Raw genomic sequence first — 21,889 nt, forward strand, 5'->3', positions numbered from 1 at the left:
AATGAAAATTAACAGTCCACTCGAAGCTTACAAATTCCTGCCAGCCACCAACTGTGGTGAATGTGGTGAAGCTACATGTATGGCCTTTGCAGCACACCTTATTGACAGGTCACACAAACTGACCGACTGTAAGCCAATCCTTGAAGCAAAATTCAAGAAGAAGTATGAAGAGCTCGATGCACTCCTTGCTCCTGAGATAAGGGAAGTCGAGATCGGTGTCGGTGACAAGATCGTAAAGATCGGTGGAGATGATGTTCTCTACAGGCACAAACTTACATTCTTCAACCAGACAGCATACGCATACGATGTAACCGATAGCATGGATGAGAAAGACCTCGTTGAGAGGGTAAAGTACATCCAGGACTTCAAGAAGTTCTATGTAGGAAACTTCCTCACCGTCGACATGGTTGCAGTACGCTGCACATCCAAGGACCCTGCAAAGTTTGCAGCAGCAGTCAAGAAGGTCGTTGAGACAACAGACCTGCCAATCATTCTCTGTTCATTCGACCCTGCAGTCTTAAAGGCTGGTCTTGAGGCATCCAAGGGAAGAAACCCACTGCTCTACGCAGCAAACAAGGACAACTGGAAAGAAGTCGGGGAACTTGCACTTGAGTACGATGTACCTGTAACACTCTTTGCACCAAATGATCTTGACATGCTCAAGACACTGGCAAAGACCTTTGCAGAAATGGGTACCGAGAAACTTGTACTCGATCCGGGAACATTCCCAACCGGCAAGCAGCTCAAACAGACCCTTACAAACTTCCTCAAGGTACGCAGAGCTGGAATTGACGGTGACCGCGAGATCGCTTACCCAATTATGGCAGTTCCATTTACAGCATGGATGGCACACGATGATCCTGTAAGTGCATCTTACTGGGAAACAGTGGTTGCTTCAGTATTCACCATCAAGTACGGTGACATAATGATCCTTCACAGCACAGAACCATATGCAATGCTGCCTGAACTGCACATCCGTGACACGATCTACACTGACCCAAGAAAGCCGGTTACAGTAGATCCTGGAATGTACAAGGTAGGAGAGCCAACTGCAGATTCACCGGTTCTGGTCACAACCAACTTCGCTCTTACTTACTACACAGTAGAGAGTGATATTGCATCCAACAAGATCGACTGTTTCCTCTGGGCAATCGATACCGATGGTATCGGTGTAGAGGCCGCAGTAGCCGGTGGACAGCTTACCGCCGAGAAGATCAAGAAGGGAATCGAGGATTCAGGCTTTGACCTTAAGAAGGACACAAGCCACAACACTGTCATCATCCCGGGACTTGCAGCACGTCTGCAGGGTGATGTGGAAGACGCAACAGGTGCTAATGTGATGGTAGGTCCTGCAGACTCCGGTAGGATCCCTGGCTGGATGGAAAAGAACTGGCCACCACAGAAGAAATAATACTATATATCTAAAAATTAAGATGCTATAATTTTTGCATAGCATCTTTTCTTCACTTTTTTGCTTATTATTTCGCTATTTTGATTTTATTTTAAATGATGGTTTCTGAACAAAAAATTATTATATTATTTGTATGTCGTTTTATCTGGGATAAAATGGACTTGATTGTAAGAACTCACAACAGCATTGAACTTACACGTAACGGGATGCATTGTGTCATTATGGGTGACATTGAGGATGTGAAAGATGAGCACATTGAAAAGATGGCAGAATGGGCAAACTGTTTGTGGGATTATTCTAAAATAAGCATGTGGAAAAAATCAGAGTCAATAAGTTCTGGTTACTTTATACGTGATTGTGAGGAAGGACAATATAAAGTTCATGTTCTTGATGATAACCAAAAAGCAGATGTCTTTGGCGGAACCCGCAAAGATAGTCCTCACAAGCTGGATAACTGGGATAAAAAAGAGCTGCTTGCTTACGTAGACTGGTTTATAGAATAATATAAATTGACTGCAGTTTAATCTGGAATTAAAAACTGCAATTAAAAACCGCAATCGTCGATCAATATTTCCTGGAAATATTCCTTGTTAATATCTGCAGTAATTTTAGATTCAAGATAATTCAGGAATTCACATTTTCCTGTTTTCTGGAAAATAATGCAGCTTGTACAGTAGATTTTTTTGTTTTCTTCAGAATACCCAAGTTCTTCTATCATACACATGCTTTCACTCCGTCATCGTTTATTCTGATCGTAACAAGATCTTTTGCGGAAGTAATCCTTCCGCAATCCTTACAGTAGTAGAATACATTCGATCCTATCAGCTGTCTTTTAAGTTCGGTATTGCAAAATTCACAACACAGGTTCTCTTCTTGTTTCATTGTTTCTCCCACGCTTAAAATTGGCAATTATAGGCCGATATGTCTGCCTTTATTTCGCACCCATTCCACCTATCATGAAACGTGCAAAATCTATATCATCTTCATCCATATTGTTTCTAAACTGGCCGTTTTTTATCAGCTTGAGACTGGTTTCAGATGCACCAGTTGTGATATTTGCATTACTTACATACATGTCCGTACACTTTTTAATATTTTTCATTATATTCTCTCCTTTTTTCTCTTCTCAAGCTATAATACTCCATGCATTGATATATACAAGATGCATATAATCTATGTATATATGTGATATCTATATAGGCTCATATGTTTGGGGCATATTCTGTTGTAAACATATTCTATGATCGATGAATTGCGTTTTTAAGGATTATTTTCACTTTGTGTTACGTCTGTCACGGGGCAATTTCTCATTCCTGCGCCAACACTTGTTTAATATATTTATTATTATTTATTATTATATATAAAAGAACTGGTCTTTTTACAGAATTGAATTATGTATAAATAGTGAGATCGCAAATCCTATACTGGAGAATTATTCATGAGTCAAGTCTTTTTCAAAGCCGCAGAGGATATCGGTCCGATGAATACCCAGATCGATCAGATAACTGACCTTTTCCCGTCAATATCGCCAGTTTCCGAAGGCGATATCGTTGCCATCAAAATACATCCCGGAGAACTGGGGAACACAACCTACACTCGTCCTGTGATAGTTAAAACGGTGGTAGACCTTGTTAAAGAAGCAGGTGGTATCCCCTTTGTCACTGATTCTACCGTACTTTACACCAGTAAAAGATTCAATGCTGCAGACCTTCTATATACGGCAGCCACCAACGGCTTCACTATGGGTACTATGGGTGCTCCCTTTATCTGTGCAGATGGTCTTCGGGGAGATGACTCTGTTTCAGTTGACATCGGCGGGGAGGTACTTGACAGTATCACAGTTGCATCTGCGATAGCAAATGCAGATTCAATGATAGTGATATCTCATTGTAAAGGACATCCTGCATCAGGTTTTGGTGCAGCAGTAAAAAATCTTGGAATGGGATGTCTGGACAAAGCCGGGAAAACCGTGGTGCATAAAGTAGCCAGTCCGGCTATTGATGTTGGTAAATGTGTAGGATGCGGAAAATGTGTACAAGCATGTCCATGGGATGCAGTTTCTGTAAATGACGACAAAGCCAGTGTTAATTACGACCAGTGCCGTGGTGAACTTTCATGCCTTGAAAGTTGCAACTTTGGTGCAATAGTCCCTCCAGCAGATTTCCCGGTGAAGATGCAGGCAAGACTTGGTGAGGCGGCTTATGGCCCCGTAAAGCTCCTTCCCGATAAGATAGGATACATAAACTGGATATTTGATCTCACTCCGGGTTGTGACTGTTTTAACTTCTCATCTCCAGTGTTTGCTGGTGATGTTGGAATTACTGCATCTAAGGATCCGGTTGCTCTTGATAAGGCCAGCCTTGATCTTGTTAATGAAAGAATGAAGCATGACGGAGGAAGCTGTGTCAACAACGTATGGGGAATAGACCCTATGATTCATCTGGAATATGCTGAGAAGATAGGTGCAGGAAGCATGAAATACTACTTGGTGCGCAAATGAATTAACTCAGGCCATAGAAGCAGAGCTTCACCGGAAATCTGCAAGAACAGAAATATATCTAAGCGAAAACAATATCTAATTAAGCATGGTATCAGAGCCGATGAACAATACCGTATGTCCCAAATGCGGAAAACCGACGACAAAACTGTTTCAGGGAAAATGCAAGGAGTGTTTTCTGGAGAACTTCACTCTTGCTGAAATAGCGCCTGTGCTTCATGCAAAGCTATGTCCTACCTGCGGTGCTCGTAACGTAAAGAACAAATGGGTGGATCAGGGAAGTCTTGAAGAGATAGTCATTCATACAGCAGAGGATGCTCTCTTTGTGCATGAGATGGCAGAGGACATAGAGATATATATTGAGCCAAGGGCACTTACGCCTTACATGTATAAGGTGCATATTGAAGTCGATGCCTTGTTACTTGATGAGAGTTTCCATCAGGAACTTGAAACAGAGGTTCGTGTTCTTCGCGAATCCTGTGATATGTGCAGCCGCATATCCGGTGGATACTTTGAGGCTATCATTCAGATTCGTGCAACCAATCGTATTCCGGGTGATGATGAGAAACAGGAATGCATCAATATAGCTAACACTGTTCTTGAAAGGCTTGTAAATAAAGGCGACAGGCTTGCTTTCATATCCAGTTCACTGGAGATCAAGGAAGGGACTGATCTTTATGTCGGTTCTTCCAATGCTGCAAGGCATATCTGCAAGGAAATAAATTCCCGTCTTGGTGGCAGCTTCACCGAGTCTGCTTCTTTGCAGGGAAGAAAAGATGGAAAGGATGTGTATCGTATAACCTTCTCCCTGAGGCTTCCTGAATTTATGCCACATGATATTATTGAATACAAGGGAAAGATCATCGAGATAAGGAAGTTCTCTAAAAATGTGACCGGAATGGATGTTGAGACCGGAGCTCGTTTTACAACTACTCCTGATGAGCTGCAGGGAGCAACACTAATTTCAAAGAGAAAGGACCTTCCAAAAACAATGCTTGTTGCAATAGAGAATGACGATTTGATGTTACTTGATCCTGATACGTATGAGACGGTAACAGTTAAGAAACCCGTAATGTTCTCTGCAGAGCCAGGAAGCGAGATACCAGTTGTTAAGACTGAAAAAGGTCTTCTTGCTATTGCCGATCTGTCATGATCTGGTTTGTGGGATTATGAAAAACATACTTGTGATTGGTTTCAGCACCCGTAATATCGTTTGTTCCGGCTCAAGGGCCGGATACAACATGTATTCCATCGATGCTTTTTGTGACTATGACCTGCAACAATGTGCAAAAGGTTTTGCTAAACTGGATATTGGTGAAAGTTTTGATGCGAGCAGAATTAGTCTGGCTGATGTTTCAGATCTGATAGAAAGTTTTGACGTGAAATTTGATGCTATTATTCCTGGTTCCGGCTTTGAGATGATAGGTCTTGAAAGACTTCCATTTTGGATTCTCGGAAATGATCCCCGGATAATGGCAGAGGTCTCTGACAAACACTTATTTTCTATTTTTCTGAAAAAAAGGGGAATAGCTCATCCAGAAACTGTGCTTCTTGATGAGATTGGAGCATTAGAGTTTCCTTTAATGGTAAAGCCTGCATGTTCAGGAGGCGGGATATTCAACATGAAGGTCAATAATTCTCATGATCTCATAGTCCTGTATAGCAGGTTGAAGGAGGCGGGACTACCACCAGGCAAGAGTAAAATAATAGCACAGGAGTTTGTAGATGGTATTCCGGCAAGTGTTTCGGTCTTGTCTACAAGGGACAGGGCTGTTGCAATCGTTGTAAATGAACAGCTTATAGGCACATCCTGGCTTACTGAAATGCCGTTTGCATATTGTGGTAACATAACTCCTTTTGAGACTCCGTATGCATCGGAAATGAAGCAGATTGCTGAAAACCTGATACTTGAACTGGGGCTTGTGGGTTCAAATGGTGTTGATTTTATAATTACTGAGAAAGGGCCTATTGTCATAGAAGTGAATGCACGTTTCCAGGGAAGTCTTGACTCAGTTGAAATGGCAACTGGTCTCAACCTTCTGGAATCTCACCTGAAAGCATTTGAAGGAATTATTGATATATCTGCCGAAATCCCGGGTGTAAAAGGAAATGGCAATGCGAATAAGTATGCTGGACGATGTATTCTGTATTCGGACAGGAAAATGGTAATGACAGAAGCTGTTAGGGATATGTTACTTGAAAGGAATGTATGTGATGTTCCGGTTGCAGGTCAGTTTATCGGGCCAAATGAACCTGTTATATCTGTACTGAATTCAGGAAATGATCGCGATGAAGTTATTCGTGGGATGAAAGATAGCGTCACGTTTATACGTGAATCATTGAATTTACTGAATCCTGAATAAGAACTTCAAACAGGTATTGATGTTTTGTATCGGGCAGAATTTCCAGGCAAAGATTAATATTTAATTAAATTGCATTAGACATGCACATCATGAGGTGAAATTTTTTGATAGATTTGAATGATCCGGTTGTCAGAGGTTATCTCGTTCGGCTGGTGGGTGAAGACGGGCTGCAGATGATCGAGAATATGCCTGAAGGCGAAGTTACAGATGAACAAATAGCTGAGGCGACAGGGATTTTGCTTAACATTGTCAGAAGAACCCTTTTTATCCTTAATGAGAACAAGCTTGCAATATGCAGGCGTGAGCGAGACTCCAGTAGTGGGTGGCTTACTTACCTCTGGACACTTGATATGACTGACATAGGGCCTCAACTTCTTAAAGAGAAGAAAAGACTTGTAAAGAACCTCAGGACCAGGGTAAAGTTCGAAGAGGAAAATGTTTTCTATGGCTGTCCGGAAGGTTGCATGCGTATGAATTTCAATGAAGCTACTGAATGTGAGTTCCTCTGTCCTGACTGTGGTGAGGATATGATGTATGAGGACAATTCCGGATTTATTGAAAAGATAGAAAAACGTCTTGCATTCCTTGACAGAGAAAAATGATCTCCCGTGAGGCTGCTCTTACTATCCTTGCAGAATCAGGTTGCAGTGAAAAAGTTATAGCTCATTGCATTGCAGTTTCTGATCTTGCTCTGGAGATAGCAGCCGGGATAAAATCCCGGGGAAAAGATGTTGACCTATCTTTAGTTGAAATAGGCGCTCTTCTTCACGATCTTGGCAGATCTCAAAGCCATGGTATTGATCATGCTATTCTTGGTGCTGAACTGGCAAGGTCTTATGGTCTTGAACCTGAAATTCAGGAGATCATCAAAAGACATATAGGTGCAGGAATTTCACGGGATGAAGCAAAGAATATGCATCTTCCTGATGACGATTACATTCCCGTGACCTTGGAACAGAAAATAGTGGCCCATGCTGATAACCTTTTAGTTGGTACTGAGAGAATATCCATTGACAGGCGTATTCGTAAAATGGAGAAGAAAGAACTCAGCAGGGAAAGCATCGATCGTGTGAAGGTACTTGCTGAGGAAATCGATATTATGCTTGGCAAGGGATAAATATTTATATAAAAATTGCTAATGGGTAACTGATGCATATAATGCATAGCGCATTTTTCAAATTTATTTTCTCATTTTTGTATGAGGTATATTAATGGTTAATGATAAACATTACACGGGTACAACCACTGTAGGGATAGTTTGCAAAGACGGTGTTGTTCTTGCAACCGAACAGCGTGCAACAATGGGGAATTTCATTGCAAGTAAAACTGCAAAGAAGGTATACCAGATCGATGAAAAAGTTGCAATGACCATTGCAGGCTCCGTGGGAGACGCACAGCAGATTGTAAGGGTCATGAGTGTGGAGTCCAAGTTGTACAAAATGAGGCGTAAGGAGTCCATGACCATTAAGGGTCTCACAACACTCTTATCCAACATGCTCAGTGGACAGAGGTACTATCCTTTGATGGTACAGCTTCTTGTCGGAGGATATGACAAGACCGGACCTTCGATCTATTCACTTGATGCCCTTGGTGGAAGTATAGAAGAAACAAAAGCTGTATCTACAGGATCAGGTTCTCCATTTGCATATGGTGTACTTGAGGACAGGTACAGAGAGAATATGTCCACAGAAGAAGGTGTTGAACTGGCTGTAAGAGCGCTTCACAATGCAATGAAGAGAGACTCTGCATCAGGTGAGAACATTGACGTGGTTGTAATTACAAAGGACAAATACACAAGACTTGATATGGATGAAGTTAAGAAAATGAGAGAAGAATTCTAAATAAGTTCAACGATCATTTAATTTCTCATTTAACTAATATTTTCAATATAGTTTTTTTAACTATATCATTTTTCACTTTTTTATAAGGAAGGCTGTTTTAATGGCGGTAGAAGAAGTACTATCTGATTTGAAGAAGAAAATAGAAGAAAAACTACCTAGCGGTACTACTATTTCTAGTGTTGAGTTTGAAGGCCCCCAGCTAGTTGTTTATACAGAAGAGCCTAAAAAGTTTGCAGATAACGGTAATATTGTCAGGAATCTGGCAAAGGCACTGAGGACTCGTATTGTTGTACGTCCTGATCCAAAGGTGCTGATTCCTCCTGAGGAATCAATTGATAAAATATTGCAGACCGTTCCGGAAGAGTCCGGTGTTTCTAATTATCACTTCGATCCTGATGTAGGCGAGGTTATAATAGAAGCTGAAAAACCCGGTCTTGTAATTGGAAAACACGGCGAGACTTTAAGAGAGATAACTAAAAAGATAGGATGGACCCCGAAAGTCGTGAGGACTCCACCTATTAAATCACGTACTGTGCAGAACATACGTGAGTTCATGCGTACTAATCATAAAGAAAGAAAGGACATCCTCAAATCAGTTGGAAGGAAGATCCACAGGGGATGCACTTCAAAAGATGAATGGGTAAGGGTAACTTCTCTTGGTGGTGCAAAGGAAGTAGGAAGAAGCTGTTTTATCATTTCCACTCCAGAATCCCGTATAATGATCGATTGTGGTGTTAATGTTGGTTCAGATGACAACATGACTCCTTATCTCTATGTGCCTGAAGCATTCCCGATCAACCAGATTGATGCGGTGGTACTGACACATGCTCACCTTGACCACCAGGGTCTTGTGCCACTTCTTTACAAGTATGGTTTTGAAGGACCAATTTACTGTACCCCTCCAACAAGGGATCTTATGGCACTCCTTCAGCTTGACTACATCGATGTAGCTGCAAAGGAAGGCAAGAGGCCACCTTACGCTTCAGCTGATGTCAGGGAAGGACTGAAACATACAATTGTTCTTGATTATGAGGAAGTAACTGACATTGCTCCTGATATCAAACTTACATTCCACAACGCAGGACATATTCTTGGTTCTGCTGTATCTCATTTCCATATTGGGGATGGTCTTCACAATGTTGTTGTCACTGGTGACTTCAAGTATGAGAAGACAAGACTCTTTGATGCTGCAGTTAATAAATTCCCACGTGTTGAGAGTGTTATCATGGAATCTACTTATGGAAATTCCAATGCAACACAGCCTTCACTTCAGGAAGCTGAACAAAACCTGCAGAACATTGTTAATTCTACATTGAAGAACGATGGAATTGTTCTGATCCCTGCCTTTGCAGTAGGAAGAAGCCAGGAAGTAATGATCGTTCTTGAAGATGCAATCCGCAAGGGAATCATACCAAATGTTCCTGTTTATCTGGACGGTATGATATGGGAAGCAACTGCGATCCATGCAACATATCCAGAGTATCTTAACAATGATTTGCGTAAACTCATTTTCCAGAAAGGACAGAACCCATTCCTTTCAGAGTGCTTCAAGCCTGTTGATTCTAATGAACTTCGCCAGAAGATCATTGAGGAACCACATCCATGTGTGATTCTTTCCACATCAGGTATGATGAATGCAGGTCCTGTTATTGAATACTTCAAGGCTTTTGCTGAGAATGAGAATAATACGCTTGTTTTCGTAGGTTATCAGGCAGATGGAACTCTTGGTAGAAGGATCCAGAAAGGATGGAAGGAAATACCAATCTCTACAAGAGAAGGTACTCATGTTGTAAAAATGAATATGAATGTAGAGGTTGTTGACGGTTTCTCAGGTCACTCTGATAGAAGGCAGCTTATGTCTTATATCCAGAAGATGAAGCCACGCCCGGAAAGAGTCTATACCGAACACGGTGATGAGCGTTCATGCATAGACCTTGCAAGCTCCATCCATAAAAAGAACAAGATGGAGACAAAAGCACTTACAAATCTTGAAACAGTACGGTTGGTATAACCGTACAATCTTTTTTTGTTTTATTTTTCTTGTTTTTCGTTTTTCAGATTACATTTATTGCTCTTTAGCAAGACTATTCAGGTACTCAATAAGTTCAGAATGATTCCTAACTACAAAATCAGCTTCCTTAAGCTTAGATTCATCAAGATAGGTCGGAATTCCTACACAAAAAACACCTGCATTCTTAGCAGATTCAACACCCAGGGGTGCATTCTCTACAATAAGACACTCATCTTTACTGAGACCTAATTTTGCAATTGCTTTTTCATATGGTTCCGGGTCAGGTTTTCCATTTTTAACATCTTCTCCGGAAATAATGACATCGAATATTCCGGGATAGAACTTATCCATAAGTGATGTAACAATTGTCCTGTCGGCACCTGATGCTACTGCCAGTTTAAACTTGTTTTTCAGGGAACTGAGGCATTCATACATGCCTTCAAAAGCTTCAGCACGATTGTTTTCAAGGAAATGTGCTCTTTTCTTTTCGAGTATTTCAGCATATATCTCAGGGTTCGGTGTCCTTCCAGCCCTGCTAAAAAAGATGTTGATAACTCCTACGTGATTCGACCCTTCGATCTCATAGATTTCTTCTTCGGTGACTTCCATATCGTAATCTGCAAAAACTTCAACCCATGCTTTTGCATGAAATGGCATTGAGTTAACCAGAACTCCGTCAGAGTCAAAAACAATTCCTTTTAACATGGGTCTTTCTTGAAGATGTTTTCTGATAAACATTGTGGATAGACCCAATGTTTCTAAAAAAAACAGTATAAAGTCACACTTTATACTTACATTATCTTGGCATTCCTCCTCCTGGCGGCATATTTCCTCCTCCATGCATTCCACCGCCGTCCATCATCTCTGCTTGTATCTCATATATCTGCACGCCATTTACGATTACGGTTCCTCCATTTATGTAAGATTCTTCATCTACATCGATTCCGGAATTACATGTGATCGTTATGTAACCATCATTAATGGTTACCGTGCCATTTGCATCAATTCCATCTGTATCTCCGCTAGCCATCTCTATGTTAATGGTACCGCCATTAATGACAATTTCAACATCATAAGCAGTACTTTTCCTGGCAGCATTGATCCCATCATCGGTCGCATAAATATCAATGTTACAATCATTGATCACGATATAGGTCGCTTCAATTCCTTCAGAAGCTTTTGTAATTGTGATATTTCCACCATCGATCTGTATGAATCCGGCAGCGGTTATCCCGTCATCAGCTGCATAGATCTCAAACGTTCCACTGTAAATGTAAATGTTCCCTAAACTATCGTCTTCATCATTTTCACAATGGAAAGCATCTTTTGAAGAATTGACATCAAATGTTCCATCGTAGATCAGAATTCTATCATTAGCCTCAAAAGAATCCAGTTCTGAAGTAACATAATAAGTTCCTCCAGTAATTTTAAGATCATCTTTGCTACTAATTCCGTTTTCCGACGAAACGATTTCTAAAGAGCCGACACCATTGAAAACTAAATCATCTTTTGAAAATATGACTGCATCGAGATTTGTATCTCCATCGCTAACAAAAGACCCTGCTGTTTCCATATAATTCTCACTATCTGTGGTAGTAATGAAAACCTTGTCCGCTGACTTAACGTAGATAACTGGCATGTCCTCATTAACGATATTCAGACCATCCAGAACGATCTGGACTTTGCTTTCATCTGGTGCATCTACATAAATAGTAACTTCAGTAGCCTCGCCACTTATTACATAAACCCCTTCTTCAGAAATTGTAATATCAGTGTCTGAATCCACTTCTATATATGTTGCATCTTCCAGATCTGCTTCTTGTTCCAGATCCCTGTCGGTAAATTCTGAGCTTGCTGAATATATCGAAATATCATCATTACTTTCTCCTGTAATAGTAGAGACAATACTTCCTTCACCACTTAGATCATTATTACTTTCTTCTGTAATTGTGGAGACAATACTTCCTCCACTACTTAAAAAAATAAGTAGCAAGGCTAGTAAAGCTCCCCCTATCAAAATATACTTTTTCATTTTTTCCCTCTTATGATTTCATAGGTCTGTGGTGTTGTAACCGGTTATCAGGAACACTTTCTGATTTCCATTCTGACTTTTGATAGATTGAATGAACTCATGCTTGTTGGCGTTTTTCTTGAGTATTATGCTGTAGACAAGTTCTGTCACTGTTCCTGAGCGGACTGAATCTATTCCTATGAGTTCTGCTGATTGTGTGTATTTGACGAATGTCCTGTCAAATAGTTCTTCAAAATCAACATCCTTATCAAGCTGGATTTTCAGTATCTGGCTCATGGCAGGTCTTGCAAACCAGTCAAATTCAAACATTATGAAGATAAGGGCACCAATCACACAGGTTGCTATTATCGCCAGCATGTAGAATTTTGTACCCGTTGCCATACCGATCGCCATAGCGAAGAATATGAAACCGATATCACGGATCTCTTTCACTGCATTCCTGAAACGTATGATGGACAATGCACCTACAAGTGAGAATGCACGTGCAATGTTCGAGCCCACAATGAGCATGATGACATCTACGATCAGTCCCATCATGATGAGAGTGTGGACGTAACTCTGGGTGTAGGATGTTCCTTTGTGCGTGCGTTTGTACAGCCATCCGATGGCTGCTAATAATATAAAACCTAATACAAGACCCACAAAAACGTCGGTGGCTGTGAAGGTTCCGCTTAAGTCTTCGAAATCCAATAGACTTTCAATATCTACTGCCATTTTAGTAAACCTCAATTCTTTGCGGGAACTCGTTCGCCACATCCAGTCCTGTACAGTACTTGCTTATTCTGACGAGTCTGTAGTTGTTCTGGGCGATGAGTTCTGTAAGCCAGTAAGGAACTCTCTCATTGACTTTGATCTCAAGGATCACTCGATCAGGCGATACTATATATCTTCCAGGATTCTTGGAGGCCAGATCCAGATCATTGACTCTGTATCTTATGTTAGAGTCAAAGGTTATCCTCAGGCCGTTGTCATAATCCGTTCCAGTATACGCGTGTCTGAAATAACTTGTGATGAGTGTTGGCTGGAGGTTTCTTTCCTCGATCATTCCCAGAACCTCTTCCATGACGGGTCTGTCTCTTTCATCATACTCATCGGGGAGACGATGCTCGTCGCAGAGTGTCATAGCATCCTTGTAAGTTATTGCAATCCTGCGCTTCTGTATTGTTTTATCGTAACGTTGTTTGACCTCGACGAATACCATGGAATCTTCTGTCATTTTCTCTTCAGTTTCGTATATACGAACTCTAAGCTTTTTCCGGAATTTTAGTCCATCAACCTTTTCCCAATAACATTGAAGATCCGGACTATCATAGTACAGACTTGAGATTACGTAGTCCCCTGAATTCCATGCATATTGATCAGGAAGCATGTAAGCCTCTATCTGCTGTTTAAATTCGCGTGTCTGCTCCATTGATAGCAGATACTTTAATTCAAAACGATTGAACTTTCGAATAGGTTCCATTCCTTTTCTCCTTGTAATTTTAATCATCTACAATAATCTCTTGATTTTTACAAGATGATTTTTTGGTGGTAGACGACATGAATTTGTGAATGTAAGAAAGATCACATGTTATTTGGTGTACGATATGTATGGTGGTACATTGTTGGTGGTTGGTGATGATGGTGGTTGATGTTACGCTAACATGCGATCTTACAATTCGGGGATTGTCAAATGCAAATATAAAGATACTTGCAATAAAAAAGGTGAAATAAAACTTTAATTTCAGATTGAAAGAGAATAAAGGTTTGAAACATAAATAAAGCTATAATAGTTGATATTTAATTGTTCAAATGTATTATAAAGCTTCATTTTGGATAATAACCTAAAAATCAACGATAATAGTTTTTAAAAGTCATAAATAATTATGATGTATTTGGATAATTTCATGTGGACTGTAATATGCAGATAAAAATGAAAGTAGTTTTTTTTCAGAGTCAAATATATCATTTTTTGATATCGATAATGATTTATTCCAGCGTTCCGAATTTTAATTATGGGTTCAGAAGACAGCTATTTTCGGGAATGTATAAACTGTGGCTATAAGCGTGGTTTCCATGTATGTGTTAAGGAAATAAAAGATGGGAAAGCAAGACTTGGACTGATATGCCCAAGTTGTGGTCAGAGTTACGATATCGGATGGCTTACAGCCGATATCGCAGAGTTTGAGCCGAAAAAAGAAAAAGTATATGAGGACCATTAGGTCTTTTTCAGCTTCTCCATTTCTTTTTTAATCTTTGATGCACTTTCGCTGTGCTTTTTCTCAAGTTTATCAAACTCTTCCTGGCTGAGTTTATTGTTTTTCCTGTCCTTTTTTATTCGATCAAGCACTGCCATCTCTGCTTCATAGAGATCTTCCAGTTCATTGATGTCTTTTGAATTTGCAGGACTATTTTTTCTCATGTAATAATATCCGGCTGCTACTACAATCAAAATAACAATTAATACCGGGATTACAAGGTTATTGCCAGATGTTGCAGTATCCTGTACAAGGTCCTTTTCTTCACGGGTAATTGTAAATTCATTGAATTCAGGTGTGTTCCAGACGTATGAACTGTAATTTGCTTCCATTAAGGTATCATCCGCTGTAAGCAATGCTCCATTTTCAGAACTGAGGCTAATGCCTGTGTTATCATCATGGTACACTGTGAGAATAAGTCTGGATATTGGTTGTTCAAGTTCTCCATTTTTGTAAATGACCTTTCGAAGAACTTGATCTCCTGTGTCGGGAAGCACATATCTTATACCGTAAAGGAGTGGCATAGCACTGGAACTTTCATTCTTTTCTGAATAGAAATACAGGTAATTTCCATCTCTTGTAAAGTTTACCGGCATGACAGAGTTACTACCTGCCATATCTGTGGTCTGGAATTGCATGATTTCAGCATTTTCGGGTATCCAGAGTTTTATTTCAGTTTGCTTAGAGTCCAGGTTCCCGGAAGATTCTATAAGATACACCATAGATTCGCTGACAACAACGTATCCCGTATTCAGAAGACTTACTTCTATCAGGTGGTTGTATTCGGAAACGTTTCCCTGTTCGGATATAATGGATTCGGCGGGCAATGTCTCATTGTCAGAAGAAAGGGCCAGGGCCGGTGTTAGCATTATCATGGTGCAGAGTGTCAATGCAAGGCAAACAAGAAATGCCTTTTTGAATCTGCTTACAGATGAACTGTTATAGGGGAAATAAGGGAAATTAGAAAATGATATTTTCTTCATATTATCACAGGAACAATTGAATGGGGAATAATTGAAAGCATTATATTTCATTATTGTCCTGTAATTTTTACCGGATGTCTTTATGTTAACGTCCCTGGCAAAATTTCTTATATATAAATGTTATGTGGTATCGGTTCTGTCTGTTTTTTTTTATAATTATGGTGATATGGATATTACTAATAATTCTTCATAAATAATAATTCACATTAAAAAACATTATATATAGGGAATTGAATGTAAGGTGTCATGGATTCGTTTACAGCAATTACTATAGCGGTTTTTTTGCCATTTATTTTGGCCGGTATATTGCCTGCCGTTGAAAAACTTCTAAAGGATAAAGTAGGATGGTACGCTTCCGCCACTGCATTGCTGAGTTTACTGTTGGTTGCTCAGGTTGCACCGGAGATCATACACGGGGGGACTATTCAGGGAACTATAGAATGGCTTCCTTCAATGGGGATTAACCTTTCTTTCTATGCCGATGGTTTGAGTATAATGTTCGGTTTCATCGTATCCGGCATTGGTGTTATTATCATGTCATATTCCAACGGATACATGTCAAAGAAAGAGGATCTTCCAAGATATTACCAGCAGCTTCTTTTCTTCATGGGGTCAATGCTCGGTATGGTGTTCTCTGCTAACACTATTCAACTTTTCATATTCTGGGAACTTACCAGTATCACTTCTTTCATGCTTATCGGTTACTGGCGTAACAGACCAATGTCAGTTTACGGAGCAACCAAATCAATGCTTATTACCGCTTCAGGCGGTTTATTCATGCTTGCAGGATTTTTGGTGTTACACGCTATCACCGGAACTTTCGACATTCCCACTATATTACATAATGAATCCATAAGGGAAGCCCTGCAAAATCACAACCTTTTCATCTATGCACTTATTCTCATATTCATCGGTGCTGCCTCAAAGTCAGCACAGGGTCCATTTTACATATGGCTTCCAAATGCAATGGAAGCACCAACCCCGGTCAGTGCGTTTCTGCACTCAGCCACAATGGTAAAGGCCGGTATCTATCTCGTAGCAAGGATACACCCAATGTTCTCAGGTACTGATGCTTGGTTCATTCTGGTAAGCGGAGTAGGAATATTCACTATGCTCCTTGCAGGTTTCCTTGCTTTCAGGCAGACCGATATCAAAGGAATTCTGGCATATTCCACCATCAGTCAGCTTGCTTATCTCATGACAATGTACGGTTACACCACCCATAATGAACCTGGAATTGGTGTGGCAGCTGCAACATTCCATCTTCTTAATCACGCAACATTCAAGGCATGTCTCTTCCTTGTGGCAGGTATAGTAGCACATGAAGCTGCGACTAGGGATATTACGAAAATGGGTGGTTTGCGTAAAGAAATGCCAATAACGTTCATAGTGGCTACCATTGGAGCATTATCCATGGCAGGAATCCCGCCTCTTAACGGATTCCTTAGTAAGGAGATGTTCTACGAGTCATCTGTTGAGATGGGTCATCTTCTTGGCGGACCATACACAATACTCATCCCTGCACTTGCGGTGCTGGGTGGTGTTTTTACATTTGCTTATTCAATCAAATTTATAGACGGTATTTTCCTTGGTAAAAGACCAACAAAGGGACTGCCTGAGCACATACATGATCCTTCAATGATAATGCTTGCACCGGCAATTTTCCTTGCAGGTCTTATTATACTGTTCGGACTTGTACCTTCAATTCCGGTACACAACTTCATTGAGCCAACAGTTTCAGGAATTCTTCTTGAGGAAGCTAACCTGCACGTACAGCTCTGGCATGGATTCACAATCTCACTGATGATGACCATAGTAACATTTATCCTGGGTCTCCTTATTTACACTCAGTACGACAGGATCGCAGAGTGGCAGAACAGGTTCAATGCAAGGTTCCCATGGTTCAGTGTCAATTACTATTATGATGGTGCAGTGAATAATGCAAAGGATGTTACATTCAAATTCTCAAGCAGGATGCAGCCTGGTCCGGTAAAGAACTATGTGATCGCTGTTCTGCTCTTGACACTTGCAATGTTTGCAATTCCTGCAACGATGCTTGGTGCAAACCTTATACCGCAGAACCTTAATTTCGATGTTCCACTTTATGAAGGTCTGATATTCCTGTTCATGATAGTTGCAGCTCTTGGTGCAGCATTACTGCCAAGATACTTGCCTGCCATCATAGCTCTTTCAGGTCTTGGATATCTGGTTGCTCTGCTGTTCATATATCTGCAGGCACCTGATCTGGCACTCACACAGGTTCTGGTAGAGACACTTTCGACTATTATTTTCCTGCTGGCACTTGTAAAGATCCCGCAGAAATTCAAGGAACATATCCCTGCCACAACACTTACCAGGGATCTTATAATATCTGTGGCTGTATCAGCAATGATTTTCTTACTGCTGATAAATGCAACACAGGGAATAGTTCCACCATTTGAAACTCTCTCCTATTATTTCATAGAGAAGAGTCTTTCACTTGCAGGCGGTCATAACATTGTGAACGTCATTATCGTGGATTTCAGAGGATATGATACACTTGGTGAGATTTCTGTGCTCTGTCTTGCAGCACTTGGCGTTTATAATCTTATACACAGCAGGGGTGAGGACGAATGACAACCTTGATCACAAAAACAGTAACAAAGATATGTTTACCTTTGGTCATCCTCTTCTCGATATCCCTCTTACTTGCGGGACATAATAATCCCGGAGGAGGATTTATTGGCGGTGTCATGTTTGCTTCAGTTATTGCACTGACTTACGTGGCATTCGGTCTTAAATACATAAAATCATTCTTTAACCCGGACTGGGGTAACTGGTTTGGATTTGGCTTATTGCTGGCTGCACTTACAGCTTTCTCAGCAATTGCCTTTTCACACAACTTCTTCAGGAGTGCTGTGGAATTTGTCCATCTTCCATTCTTCGGAGAAATCGAATTGGTATCAGCCGGTCTTTTTGATATAGGAGTTTATTTCGTGGTAATCGGAGGATTGCTTTCCATTTTCAAAAACGTAGGTGATGACAAATGAACAATACATTGCTCTCTCTTACAATAGCAATTCTGTTCGGTATCGGTACTTTCCTTATACTGCGCCGTGATATTGTCAGAGTTATTATCGGACTTGGTGTCCTTTCACATGCAGTGAACCTTCTGATAGTATCCGCAGGAGTTTTCTCCGGAACAAAAGTGCCAATAATCACAGATGATGGCGGACACGGAGCTGCAGAAGCAACAGGAAGTATCTTTACAGATTCTCTCTCACAGGGAATACTTGCACCTATTATAGAAGCAGGTCATCAGGTGGATTATGTTGACCCTCTTGTTCAGGCTCTTGTACTGACAGCCATTGTAATCAGTCTGGCTACAACAGCATTCATATTGATCCTTGCATACCGCATTTACGAGGAATATGGAACTACTGACATAAGGGAACTCAGGAGGCTCTGGGGATGAACCTGTCAACTCATATCCCTATCATACTGATAGCCACTCCAATACTTGTGGCTGCTCTCATGATACTTCTTCGAAAACAGCCTGGGATACAGAAAGTATTGAGCGTTGCTGTCTCATTTGTAATGTTAATCCTGAGTATAATTTTGCTTATGCAGGTATGGTCAGGTGGCATTCAGGCCTATGAAGTAGGAGAATGGGGAAAATACGGAATCATATTGGTGGCAGACCTTCTGAGTTCAGGAATGGTTGTGCTTACATCATTCGTTTCATTCCTTTCACTAATATACTCACTTGATTACATCGAGAGAAAATCATTGAGTGCATCTTACTATCCGCTCTTCAGTCTGCTGGTTGCAGGACTTAACGGTTCCTTCCTCACAGGAGATATCTTCAATCTTTTCGTATTCTTTGAGTTACTTCTGCTCTCATCATGCGGACTTGTAATCGCAAATGAGCAGGGTGGTGTCACAAAGAGTTCCGACAAGATGGAGGCCACTTTCAAGTACCTTGTACTCAACATGTTAAGTTCAATTGTAATGCTCATTGCAGTATCTTCACTTTATGCAACAACAGGAACACTGAACATGGCTGATATATCAGTCAAACTCAGTGCAATGAGTGCAGCAGGAACACTTCCCTGGTATATTTTTGCCATTGCTCTGATGTTCGTTGTGGTCTTTGGTAACAAGGCTGCAATATTCCCGCTTCATTACTGGCTTCCGGATGTACACCCCACAGCACCATCACCCATAAGTGCAATGCTTAGTGGTGTACTTATCAAGGTGGGAGCATACGGAATGCTCAGGGTATTCTTCCTGATATTCATTGATACTCTTGATATTTTCAAGCCTGTAATAATGTATCTTGCACTGGCAACCATTGTTGTCGGAGCAATTTCAGCAGTAGCGCAAACTGATGTAAAACGCCTGCTTGCGTATTCCAGTGTAAGCCAGATTGGTTATGTTTTCCTTGGTATCAGTTTTGGAAGCATCTACGGAATAACAGCAGCACTTGTATATCTTGTAAATCACGCAGTAGCAAAGTCAATGCTTTTCCTTACCTCAGGCGGAATCATTCACCACGCAGGAACCAGGGACATGAGAAAAATGGGCGGCATGGTTGATAGTGCACCACTGATGTCACTTATGTTCCTTGTCGGTGCCATGTCAATTGCAGGAATGCCACCACTGGGTGGTTTTATTGCCAAGCTCAATCTTTTTGATGCCGGTATCGGTGAACAGTATTACTTTGCAATAGGAATTGCACTTTTCTTTGCAATATTCACTCTTTTCTACATGTTCAGGGCAATGTTACTCATGTTCTGGGGAGAGAAAAGGGACGTTGAAAAATACGGAGAGTATTCCAGTCACAAGCTCTCACTTCTGATGACACTGCCAATAGTCGTGCTTGCACTGACAGTCGTTGCATTCGGAATTTATGCAGAACCATTGATAGCACTTGCAAATGCAACAGCCCATCAGATCGTTGACCCGCAACCGTATATTGATGCTGTATTGATGAGGGTGGTAAGATGAAAAGATATATTGCCTACTCAACAATACTGGCTCTGGTATGGTGTTTTGTCCATGGTACTGTAAGCATTAACAACTTCATACTGGGACTGATTATTGCACCATTTATTATCAGGCCATTCAAGACTCTGTTCCCCTTTGACCTTGAGTTCTCTTTCAGCAATGCGCTGAAAAAGATACCGGCACAAATCAAGTATCTGTATGTACTTATAGTGGAGATCATAAAGGCGAACATCATGGTTGCAAAGATTGTGTTGCAGCCAACTATCGATATAAAGCCGGGCATTATTGCTGTACCAATTGATTCCAAAACAGACATTGGTATCACTGCCATTGCAAACACAATTACCCTTACACCTGGTACATTGACCATCGATGTATCTGATGACAAGTCTATCCTGTATGTGCATGCAATCGATGCAACAGATCCGGAAGGAATAGCCCAGTCCATAAAGAATGATCTGGAAAAATACACAATGGAGGCATTCGAATGAACCTGCTTAACTATTCACTTATTTTTATGGTGATATCTTTTATCCCCTGTCTTTACAGGGTTATCAAAGGCCCTACAATACCTGACAGGGTTGTAGCTCTGGATGCTATGACAACGATCATAGTTGTAATGCTGGGTATCTATTCATATGTCCATGAATCCGTGTTCTTCATGGATGTGGCACTTGTACTTGCTATTATTTCCTTTGTAGGAACCGTAACGGTTGCCAAGTATCTTGATGAAGGGGTGGTATTTTGAGTACAGCTTCAATGATTCTGGATATCCTGAGCAATATCGTCCTTGTGATTGGTCTGTTCTTTGTCTTCCTGGCAATGCTCGGACTTGCAAGGCTTCCTGATGTATATAACAGGTTGCACGCAACCACAAAGATCGGTACTTTAGGTGCTTTTGGTGTAATGCTCAGCATACTGCTTAAGGTAGGTTTTTCACCGATGGGTGTTAAGGCATTGACTGTAGCACTTTTCATTCTGGTCACATCCCCGGTTGCAGCTCATATGATAAGCCGTGCGGCCCACAGGCACGGTGTTGGCCTGTGCAAGGAATCAGTGATCGATGAGTATGGAAAGGCATGTAATGCAGGCTGTCCTGTACCAGAGGAAGACTAATATTACAATTACAGAATGAAAGAGCAGGTGCGTCAGTTCTGCACTGAAGCCTCTTTCTTTATTTCTATTTTGTATTTTCGGGATATCTGCATTTATTTTTGTATAGCATTTTTGAAATCATCTATACTAAATGCTTTTTTTGATTTCAAAGCCTTAACATTAAATCCTATCTGTATATACGAATTTCTTCATCGAAATTAATATGTAACAGTGTGAAATTAACTCCCTTATTATCTGTGAGCGGGTTGGGGAGTGGGGGTTAGTGTGGGAGTGGGGTTAAAAACAGACCCGCTCACTGAATGCTTAGATGAAATCATCATATATAAGTGTTATCTACAAACTATATACAAAATAGATTTATGCCTAAAAAGGATAATATTCACTTAGTAATGGCATAAATGTCTTTCTC

General features: G+C 40.8%; 25 protein-coding genes. 17 read left to right on the plus strand and 8 right to left on the minus strand.

Translation table 11 applies throughout. The annotated features are described in order from the left end of the window. The first annotated feature begins 1 nt into the window (after position 1). Positions 2–1,411, plus strand: a complete 1,410-nt coding sequence (gene acsC, locus RE474_RS12045) for an acetyl-CoA decarbonylase/synthase complex subunit gamma (protein WP_309310604.1) — start codon at positions 2–4, stop codon at positions 1,409–1,411. 155 nt (positions 1,412–1,566) lie between these two features. Continuing rightward, positions 1,567–1,914, plus strand: coding sequence for a hypothetical protein (locus tag RE474_RS12050; protein WP_309310605.1), 348 nt, complete (start codon positions 1,567–1,569; stop codon positions 1,912–1,914). Between the two features lie 41 nt (positions 1,915–1,955). Here RE474_RS12050 and RE474_RS12055 read toward each other — a convergent pair whose 3' ends face one another. From RE474_RS12055 to RE474_RS12065, 3 genes are read right to left on the minus strand one after another with little or no spacing between them, the layout of a single operon-like run. After that, on the minus strand, positions 1,956–2,135 hold the full coding sequence (locus RE474_RS12055; RefSeq protein WP_309310606.1) for a hypothetical protein: 180 nt from the start codon (positions 2,133–2,135) through the stop codon (positions 1,956–1,958). Further along, on the minus strand, positions 2,126–2,293 hold the full coding sequence (locus tag RE474_RS12060) for a hypothetical protein (protein WP_309310607.1): 168 nt from the start codon (positions 2,291–2,293) through the stop codon (positions 2,126–2,128). Before RE474_RS12060 ends, RE474_RS12055 begins: the two co-directional genes overlap by 10 nt. Before the next feature lie 49 nt (positions 2,294–2,342). Continuing rightward, positions 2,343–2,513 (minus strand): hypothetical protein, encoded by a 171-nt coding sequence (locus RE474_RS12065; RefSeq protein ID WP_309310608.1) that lies wholly within the window; start codon positions 2,511–2,513, stop codon positions 2,343–2,345. 336 nt (positions 2,514–2,849) lie between these two features. Here RE474_RS12065 and RE474_RS12070 point away from each other — a divergent pair, with 336 nt between their 5' ends. The 7 genes from RE474_RS12070 to RE474_RS12100 all read left to right on the plus strand — a co-directional run bounded on the left by RE474_RS12070 (position 2,850) and on the right by RE474_RS12100 (position 10,123). Continuing rightward, positions 2,850–3,911 (plus strand): DUF362 domain-containing protein, encoded by a 1,062-nt coding sequence (locus RE474_RS12070; protein WP_309310609.1) that lies wholly within the window; start codon positions 2,850–2,852, stop codon positions 3,909–3,911. 100 nt (positions 3,912–4,011) lie between these two features. Continuing rightward, a complete protein-coding gene (locus RE474_RS12075; RefSeq protein ID WP_309310610.1) occupies positions 4,012–5,061 on the plus strand; it encodes a 60S ribosomal export protein NMD3 in 1,050 nt (349 codons plus the stop codon). A 16-nt stretch (positions 5,062–5,077) separates the two neighbouring features. Beyond that, positions 5,078–6,271 carry an ATP-grasp domain-containing protein gene (locus RE474_RS12080; protein WP_309310611.1) on the plus strand — a complete coding sequence of 398 codons (1,194 nt, stop codon included), beginning with the start codon at positions 5,078–5,080 and terminating at the stop codon, positions 6,269–6,271. A 104-nt stretch (positions 6,272–6,375) separates the two neighbouring features. Further along, complete coding sequence (locus RE474_RS12085) at positions 6,376–6,873, plus strand: transcription factor (RefSeq protein WP_309310612.1); 498 nt, start codon at positions 6,376–6,378, stop codon at positions 6,871–6,873. Next, complete coding sequence (locus RE474_RS12090) at positions 6,870–7,388, plus strand: TIGR00295 family protein (protein ID WP_309310613.1); 519 nt, start codon at positions 6,870–6,872, stop codon at positions 7,386–7,388. The genes RE474_RS12085 and RE474_RS12090 overlap by 4 nt, the downstream gene beginning before the upstream one ends. Positions 7,389–7,482: 94 nt before the next feature. Continuing rightward, positions 7,483–8,112, plus strand: coding sequence for an archaeal proteasome endopeptidase complex subunit beta (psmB, locus tag RE474_RS12095; RefSeq protein ID WP_309310614.1), 630 nt, complete (start codon positions 7,483–7,485; stop codon positions 8,110–8,112). Positions 8,113–8,212: 100 nt separating this feature from the next. After that, complete coding sequence (locus RE474_RS12100; protein WP_309310615.1) at positions 8,213–10,123, plus strand: beta-CASP ribonuclease aCPSF1; 1,911 nt, start codon at positions 8,213–8,215, stop codon at positions 10,121–10,123. Positions 10,124–10,177: 54 nt separating this feature from the next. Here RE474_RS12100 and RE474_RS12105 read toward each other — a convergent pair whose 3' ends face one another. The 4 genes from RE474_RS12105 to RE474_RS12120 all read right to left on the minus strand — a co-directional run bounded on the left by RE474_RS12105 (position 10,178) and on the right by RE474_RS12120 (position 13,617). Beyond that, positions 10,178–10,828, minus strand: a complete 651-nt coding sequence (locus RE474_RS12105) for an HAD family hydrolase (protein ID WP_309310616.1) — start codon at positions 10,826–10,828, stop codon at positions 10,178–10,180. A 91-nt stretch (positions 10,829–10,919) separates the two neighbouring features. Then, complete coding sequence (locus tag RE474_RS12110) at positions 10,920–12,155, minus strand: carbohydrate-binding domain-containing protein (RefSeq protein WP_309310617.1); 1,236 nt, start codon at positions 12,153–12,155, stop codon at positions 10,920–10,922. 18 nt (positions 12,156–12,173) lie between these two features. Continuing rightward, positions 12,174–12,869, minus strand: coding sequence for a DUF4956 domain-containing protein (locus RE474_RS12115; RefSeq protein WP_309310618.1), 696 nt, complete (start codon positions 12,867–12,869; stop codon positions 12,174–12,176). Between the two features lies 1 nt (position 12,870). After that, positions 12,871–13,617: a polyphosphate polymerase domain-containing protein gene (locus tag RE474_RS12120; RefSeq protein WP_309310619.1), complete on the minus strand. Its 747-nt coding sequence runs from the start codon at positions 13,615–13,617 to the stop codon at positions 12,871–12,873. Between the two features lie 532 nt (positions 13,618–14,149). Between RE474_RS12120 and RE474_RS12125 the strand changes: the two genes are divergently transcribed. Continuing rightward, the gene (locus tag RE474_RS12125) at positions 14,150–14,356 is read left to right on the plus strand and encodes a hypothetical protein (protein WP_309310620.1); all 207 of its coding nucleotides are present in this window, start codon (positions 14,150–14,152) and stop codon (positions 14,354–14,356) included. Here RE474_RS12125 and RE474_RS12130 read toward each other — a convergent pair. Continuing rightward, positions 14,353–15,375, minus strand: a complete 1,023-nt coding sequence (locus RE474_RS12130) for a hypothetical protein (protein ID WP_309310621.1) — start codon at positions 15,373–15,375, stop codon at positions 14,353–14,355. The two genes, RE474_RS12125 and RE474_RS12130, sit on opposite strands and share 4 nt — an antisense overlap. Before the next feature lie 246 nt (positions 15,376–15,621). On the opposite strand from RE474_RS12130, the gene mbhE reads away from it, so the two are divergent. From mbhE to mnhG, 7 genes are read left to right on the plus strand one after another with little or no spacing between them, the layout of a single operon-like run. Further along, positions 15,622–17,991, plus strand: coding sequence for a hydrogen gas-evolving membrane-bound hydrogenase subunit E (gene mbhE, locus RE474_RS12135; protein ID WP_309310622.1), 2,370 nt, complete (start codon positions 15,622–15,624; stop codon positions 17,989–17,991). Further along, a complete protein-coding gene (locus RE474_RS12140; protein WP_309310623.1) occupies positions 17,988–18,404 on the plus strand; it encodes a monovalent cation/H+ antiporter subunit B in 417 nt (138 codons plus the stop codon). The genes mbhE and RE474_RS12140 overlap by 4 nt, the downstream gene beginning before the upstream one ends. Next, on the plus strand, positions 18,401–18,829 hold the full coding sequence (locus RE474_RS12145) for an NADH-quinone oxidoreductase subunit K (RefSeq protein ID WP_309310624.1): 429 nt from the start codon (positions 18,401–18,403) through the stop codon (positions 18,827–18,829). Before RE474_RS12140 ends, RE474_RS12145 begins: the two co-directional genes overlap by 4 nt. Continuing rightward, a complete protein-coding gene (locus tag RE474_RS12150; protein ID WP_309310625.1) occupies positions 18,826–20,364 on the plus strand; it encodes an NADH-quinone oxidoreductase subunit M in 1,539 nt (512 codons plus the stop codon). The genes RE474_RS12145 and RE474_RS12150 overlap by 4 nt, the downstream gene beginning before the upstream one ends. After that, positions 20,361–20,855: a Na+/H+ antiporter subunit E gene (locus tag RE474_RS12155; RefSeq protein ID WP_309310626.1), complete on the plus strand. Its 495-nt coding sequence runs from the start codon at positions 20,361–20,363 to the stop codon at positions 20,853–20,855. The genes RE474_RS12150 and RE474_RS12155 overlap by 4 nt, the downstream gene beginning before the upstream one ends. Continuing rightward, positions 20,852–21,112, plus strand: coding sequence for a cation:proton antiporter (locus RE474_RS12160; protein WP_309310627.1), 261 nt, complete (start codon positions 20,852–20,854; stop codon positions 21,110–21,112). Before RE474_RS12155 ends, RE474_RS12160 begins: the two co-directional genes overlap by 4 nt. 11 nt (positions 21,113–21,123) lie before the next feature. After that, entirely contained in the window at positions 21,124–21,480 is a 357-nt protein-coding gene (gene mnhG, locus RE474_RS12165) for a monovalent cation/H(+) antiporter subunit G (RefSeq protein ID WP_309312254.1), read from the plus strand. Positions 21,481–21,889: the final 409 nt, after the last annotated feature.

Origin of the sequence: Methanolobus sediminis, assembly GCF_031312595.1 — an archaeon.
GTDB lineage: Archaea > Halobacteriota > Methanosarcinia > Methanosarcinales > Methanosarcinaceae > Methanolobus > Methanolobus sediminis.

Bases quoted from the DNA above. Each gene is read 5' to 3' on its own strand.
- RE474_RS12055 (WP_309310606.1), bottom strand. From the start codon at position 2,135: ATGTGTATGATAGAAGAACTTGGGTATTCTGAAGAAAACAAAAAAATC.
- RE474_RS12060 (WP_309310607.1), bottom strand. From the start codon at position 2,293: ATGAAACAAGAAGAGAACCTGTGTTGTGAATTTTGCAATACCGAACTT.
- RE474_RS12070 (WP_309310609.1), top strand. From the start codon at position 2,850: ATGAGTCAAGTCTTTTTCAAAGCCGCAGAGGATATCGGTCCGATGAAT.
- RE474_RS12150 (WP_309310625.1), top strand. From the start codon at position 18,826: ATGAACCTGTCAACTCATATCCCTATCATACTGATAGCCACTCCAATA.
- RE474_RS12160 (WP_309310627.1), top strand. From the start codon at position 20,852: ATGAACCTGCTTAACTATTCACTTATTTTTATGGTGATATCTTTTATC.
- RE474_RS12130 (WP_309310621.1), bottom strand. From the start codon at position 15,375: ATGAAGAAAATATCATTTTCTAATTTCCCTTATTTCCCCTATAACAGT.
- psmB (WP_309310614.1), top strand. From the start codon at position 7,483: ATGGTTAATGATAAACATTACACGGGTACAACCACTGTAGGGATAGTT.
- RE474_RS12090 (WP_309310613.1), top strand. From the start codon at position 6,870: ATGATCTCCCGTGAGGCTGCTCTTACTATCCTTGCAGAATCAGGTTGC.
- RE474_RS12155 (WP_309310626.1), top strand. From the start codon at position 20,361: ATGAAAAGATATATTGCCTACTCAACAATACTGGCTCTGGTATGGTGT.
- acsC (WP_309310604.1), top strand. From the start codon at position 2: ATGAAAATTAACAGTCCACTCGAAGCTTACAAATTCCTGCCAGCCACC.
- RE474_RS12120 (WP_309310619.1), bottom strand. From the start codon at position 13,617: ATGGAACCTATTCGAAAGTTCAATCGTTTTGAATTAAAGTATCTGCTA.
- RE474_RS12145 (WP_309310624.1), top strand. From the start codon at position 18,401: ATGAACAATACATTGCTCTCTCTTACAATAGCAATTCTGTTCGGTATC.
- RE474_RS12075 (WP_309310610.1), top strand. From the start codon at position 4,012: ATGAACAATACCGTATGTCCCAAATGCGGAAAACCGACGACAAAACTG.
- mnhG (WP_309312254.1), top strand. From the start codon at position 21,124: ATGATTCTGGATATCCTGAGCAATATCGTCCTTGTGATTGGTCTGTTC.
- RE474_RS12125 (WP_309310620.1), top strand. From the start codon at position 14,150: ATGGGTTCAGAAGACAGCTATTTTCGGGAATGTATAAACTGTGGCTAT.
- RE474_RS12115 (WP_309310618.1), bottom strand. From the start codon at position 12,869: ATGGCAGTAGATATTGAAAGTCTATTGGATTTCGAAGACTTAAGCGGA.
- RE474_RS12140 (WP_309310623.1), top strand. From the start codon at position 17,988: ATGACAACCTTGATCACAAAAACAGTAACAAAGATATGTTTACCTTTG.
- RE474_RS12050 (WP_309310605.1), top strand. From the start codon at position 1,567: ATGGACTTGATTGTAAGAACTCACAACAGCATTGAACTTACACGTAAC.
- RE474_RS12065 (WP_309310608.1), bottom strand. From the start codon at position 2,513: ATGAAAAATATTAAAAAGTGTACGGACATGTATGTAAGTAATGCAAAT.
- RE474_RS12080 (WP_309310611.1), top strand. From the start codon at position 5,078: ATGAAAAACATACTTGTGATTGGTTTCAGCACCCGTAATATCGTTTGT.
- mbhE (WP_309310622.1), top strand. From the start codon at position 15,622: ATGGATTCGTTTACAGCAATTACTATAGCGGTTTTTTTGCCATTTATT.
- RE474_RS12100 (WP_309310615.1), top strand. From the start codon at position 8,213: ATGGCGGTAGAAGAAGTACTATCTGATTTGAAGAAGAAAATAGAAGAA.
- RE474_RS12110 (WP_309310617.1), bottom strand. From the start codon at position 12,155: ATGAAAAAGTATATTTTGATAGGGGGAGCTTTACTAGCCTTGCTACTT.
- RE474_RS12105 (WP_309310616.1), bottom strand. From the start codon at position 10,828: ATGTTAAAAGGAATTGTTTTTGACTCTGACGGAGTTCTGGTTAACTCA.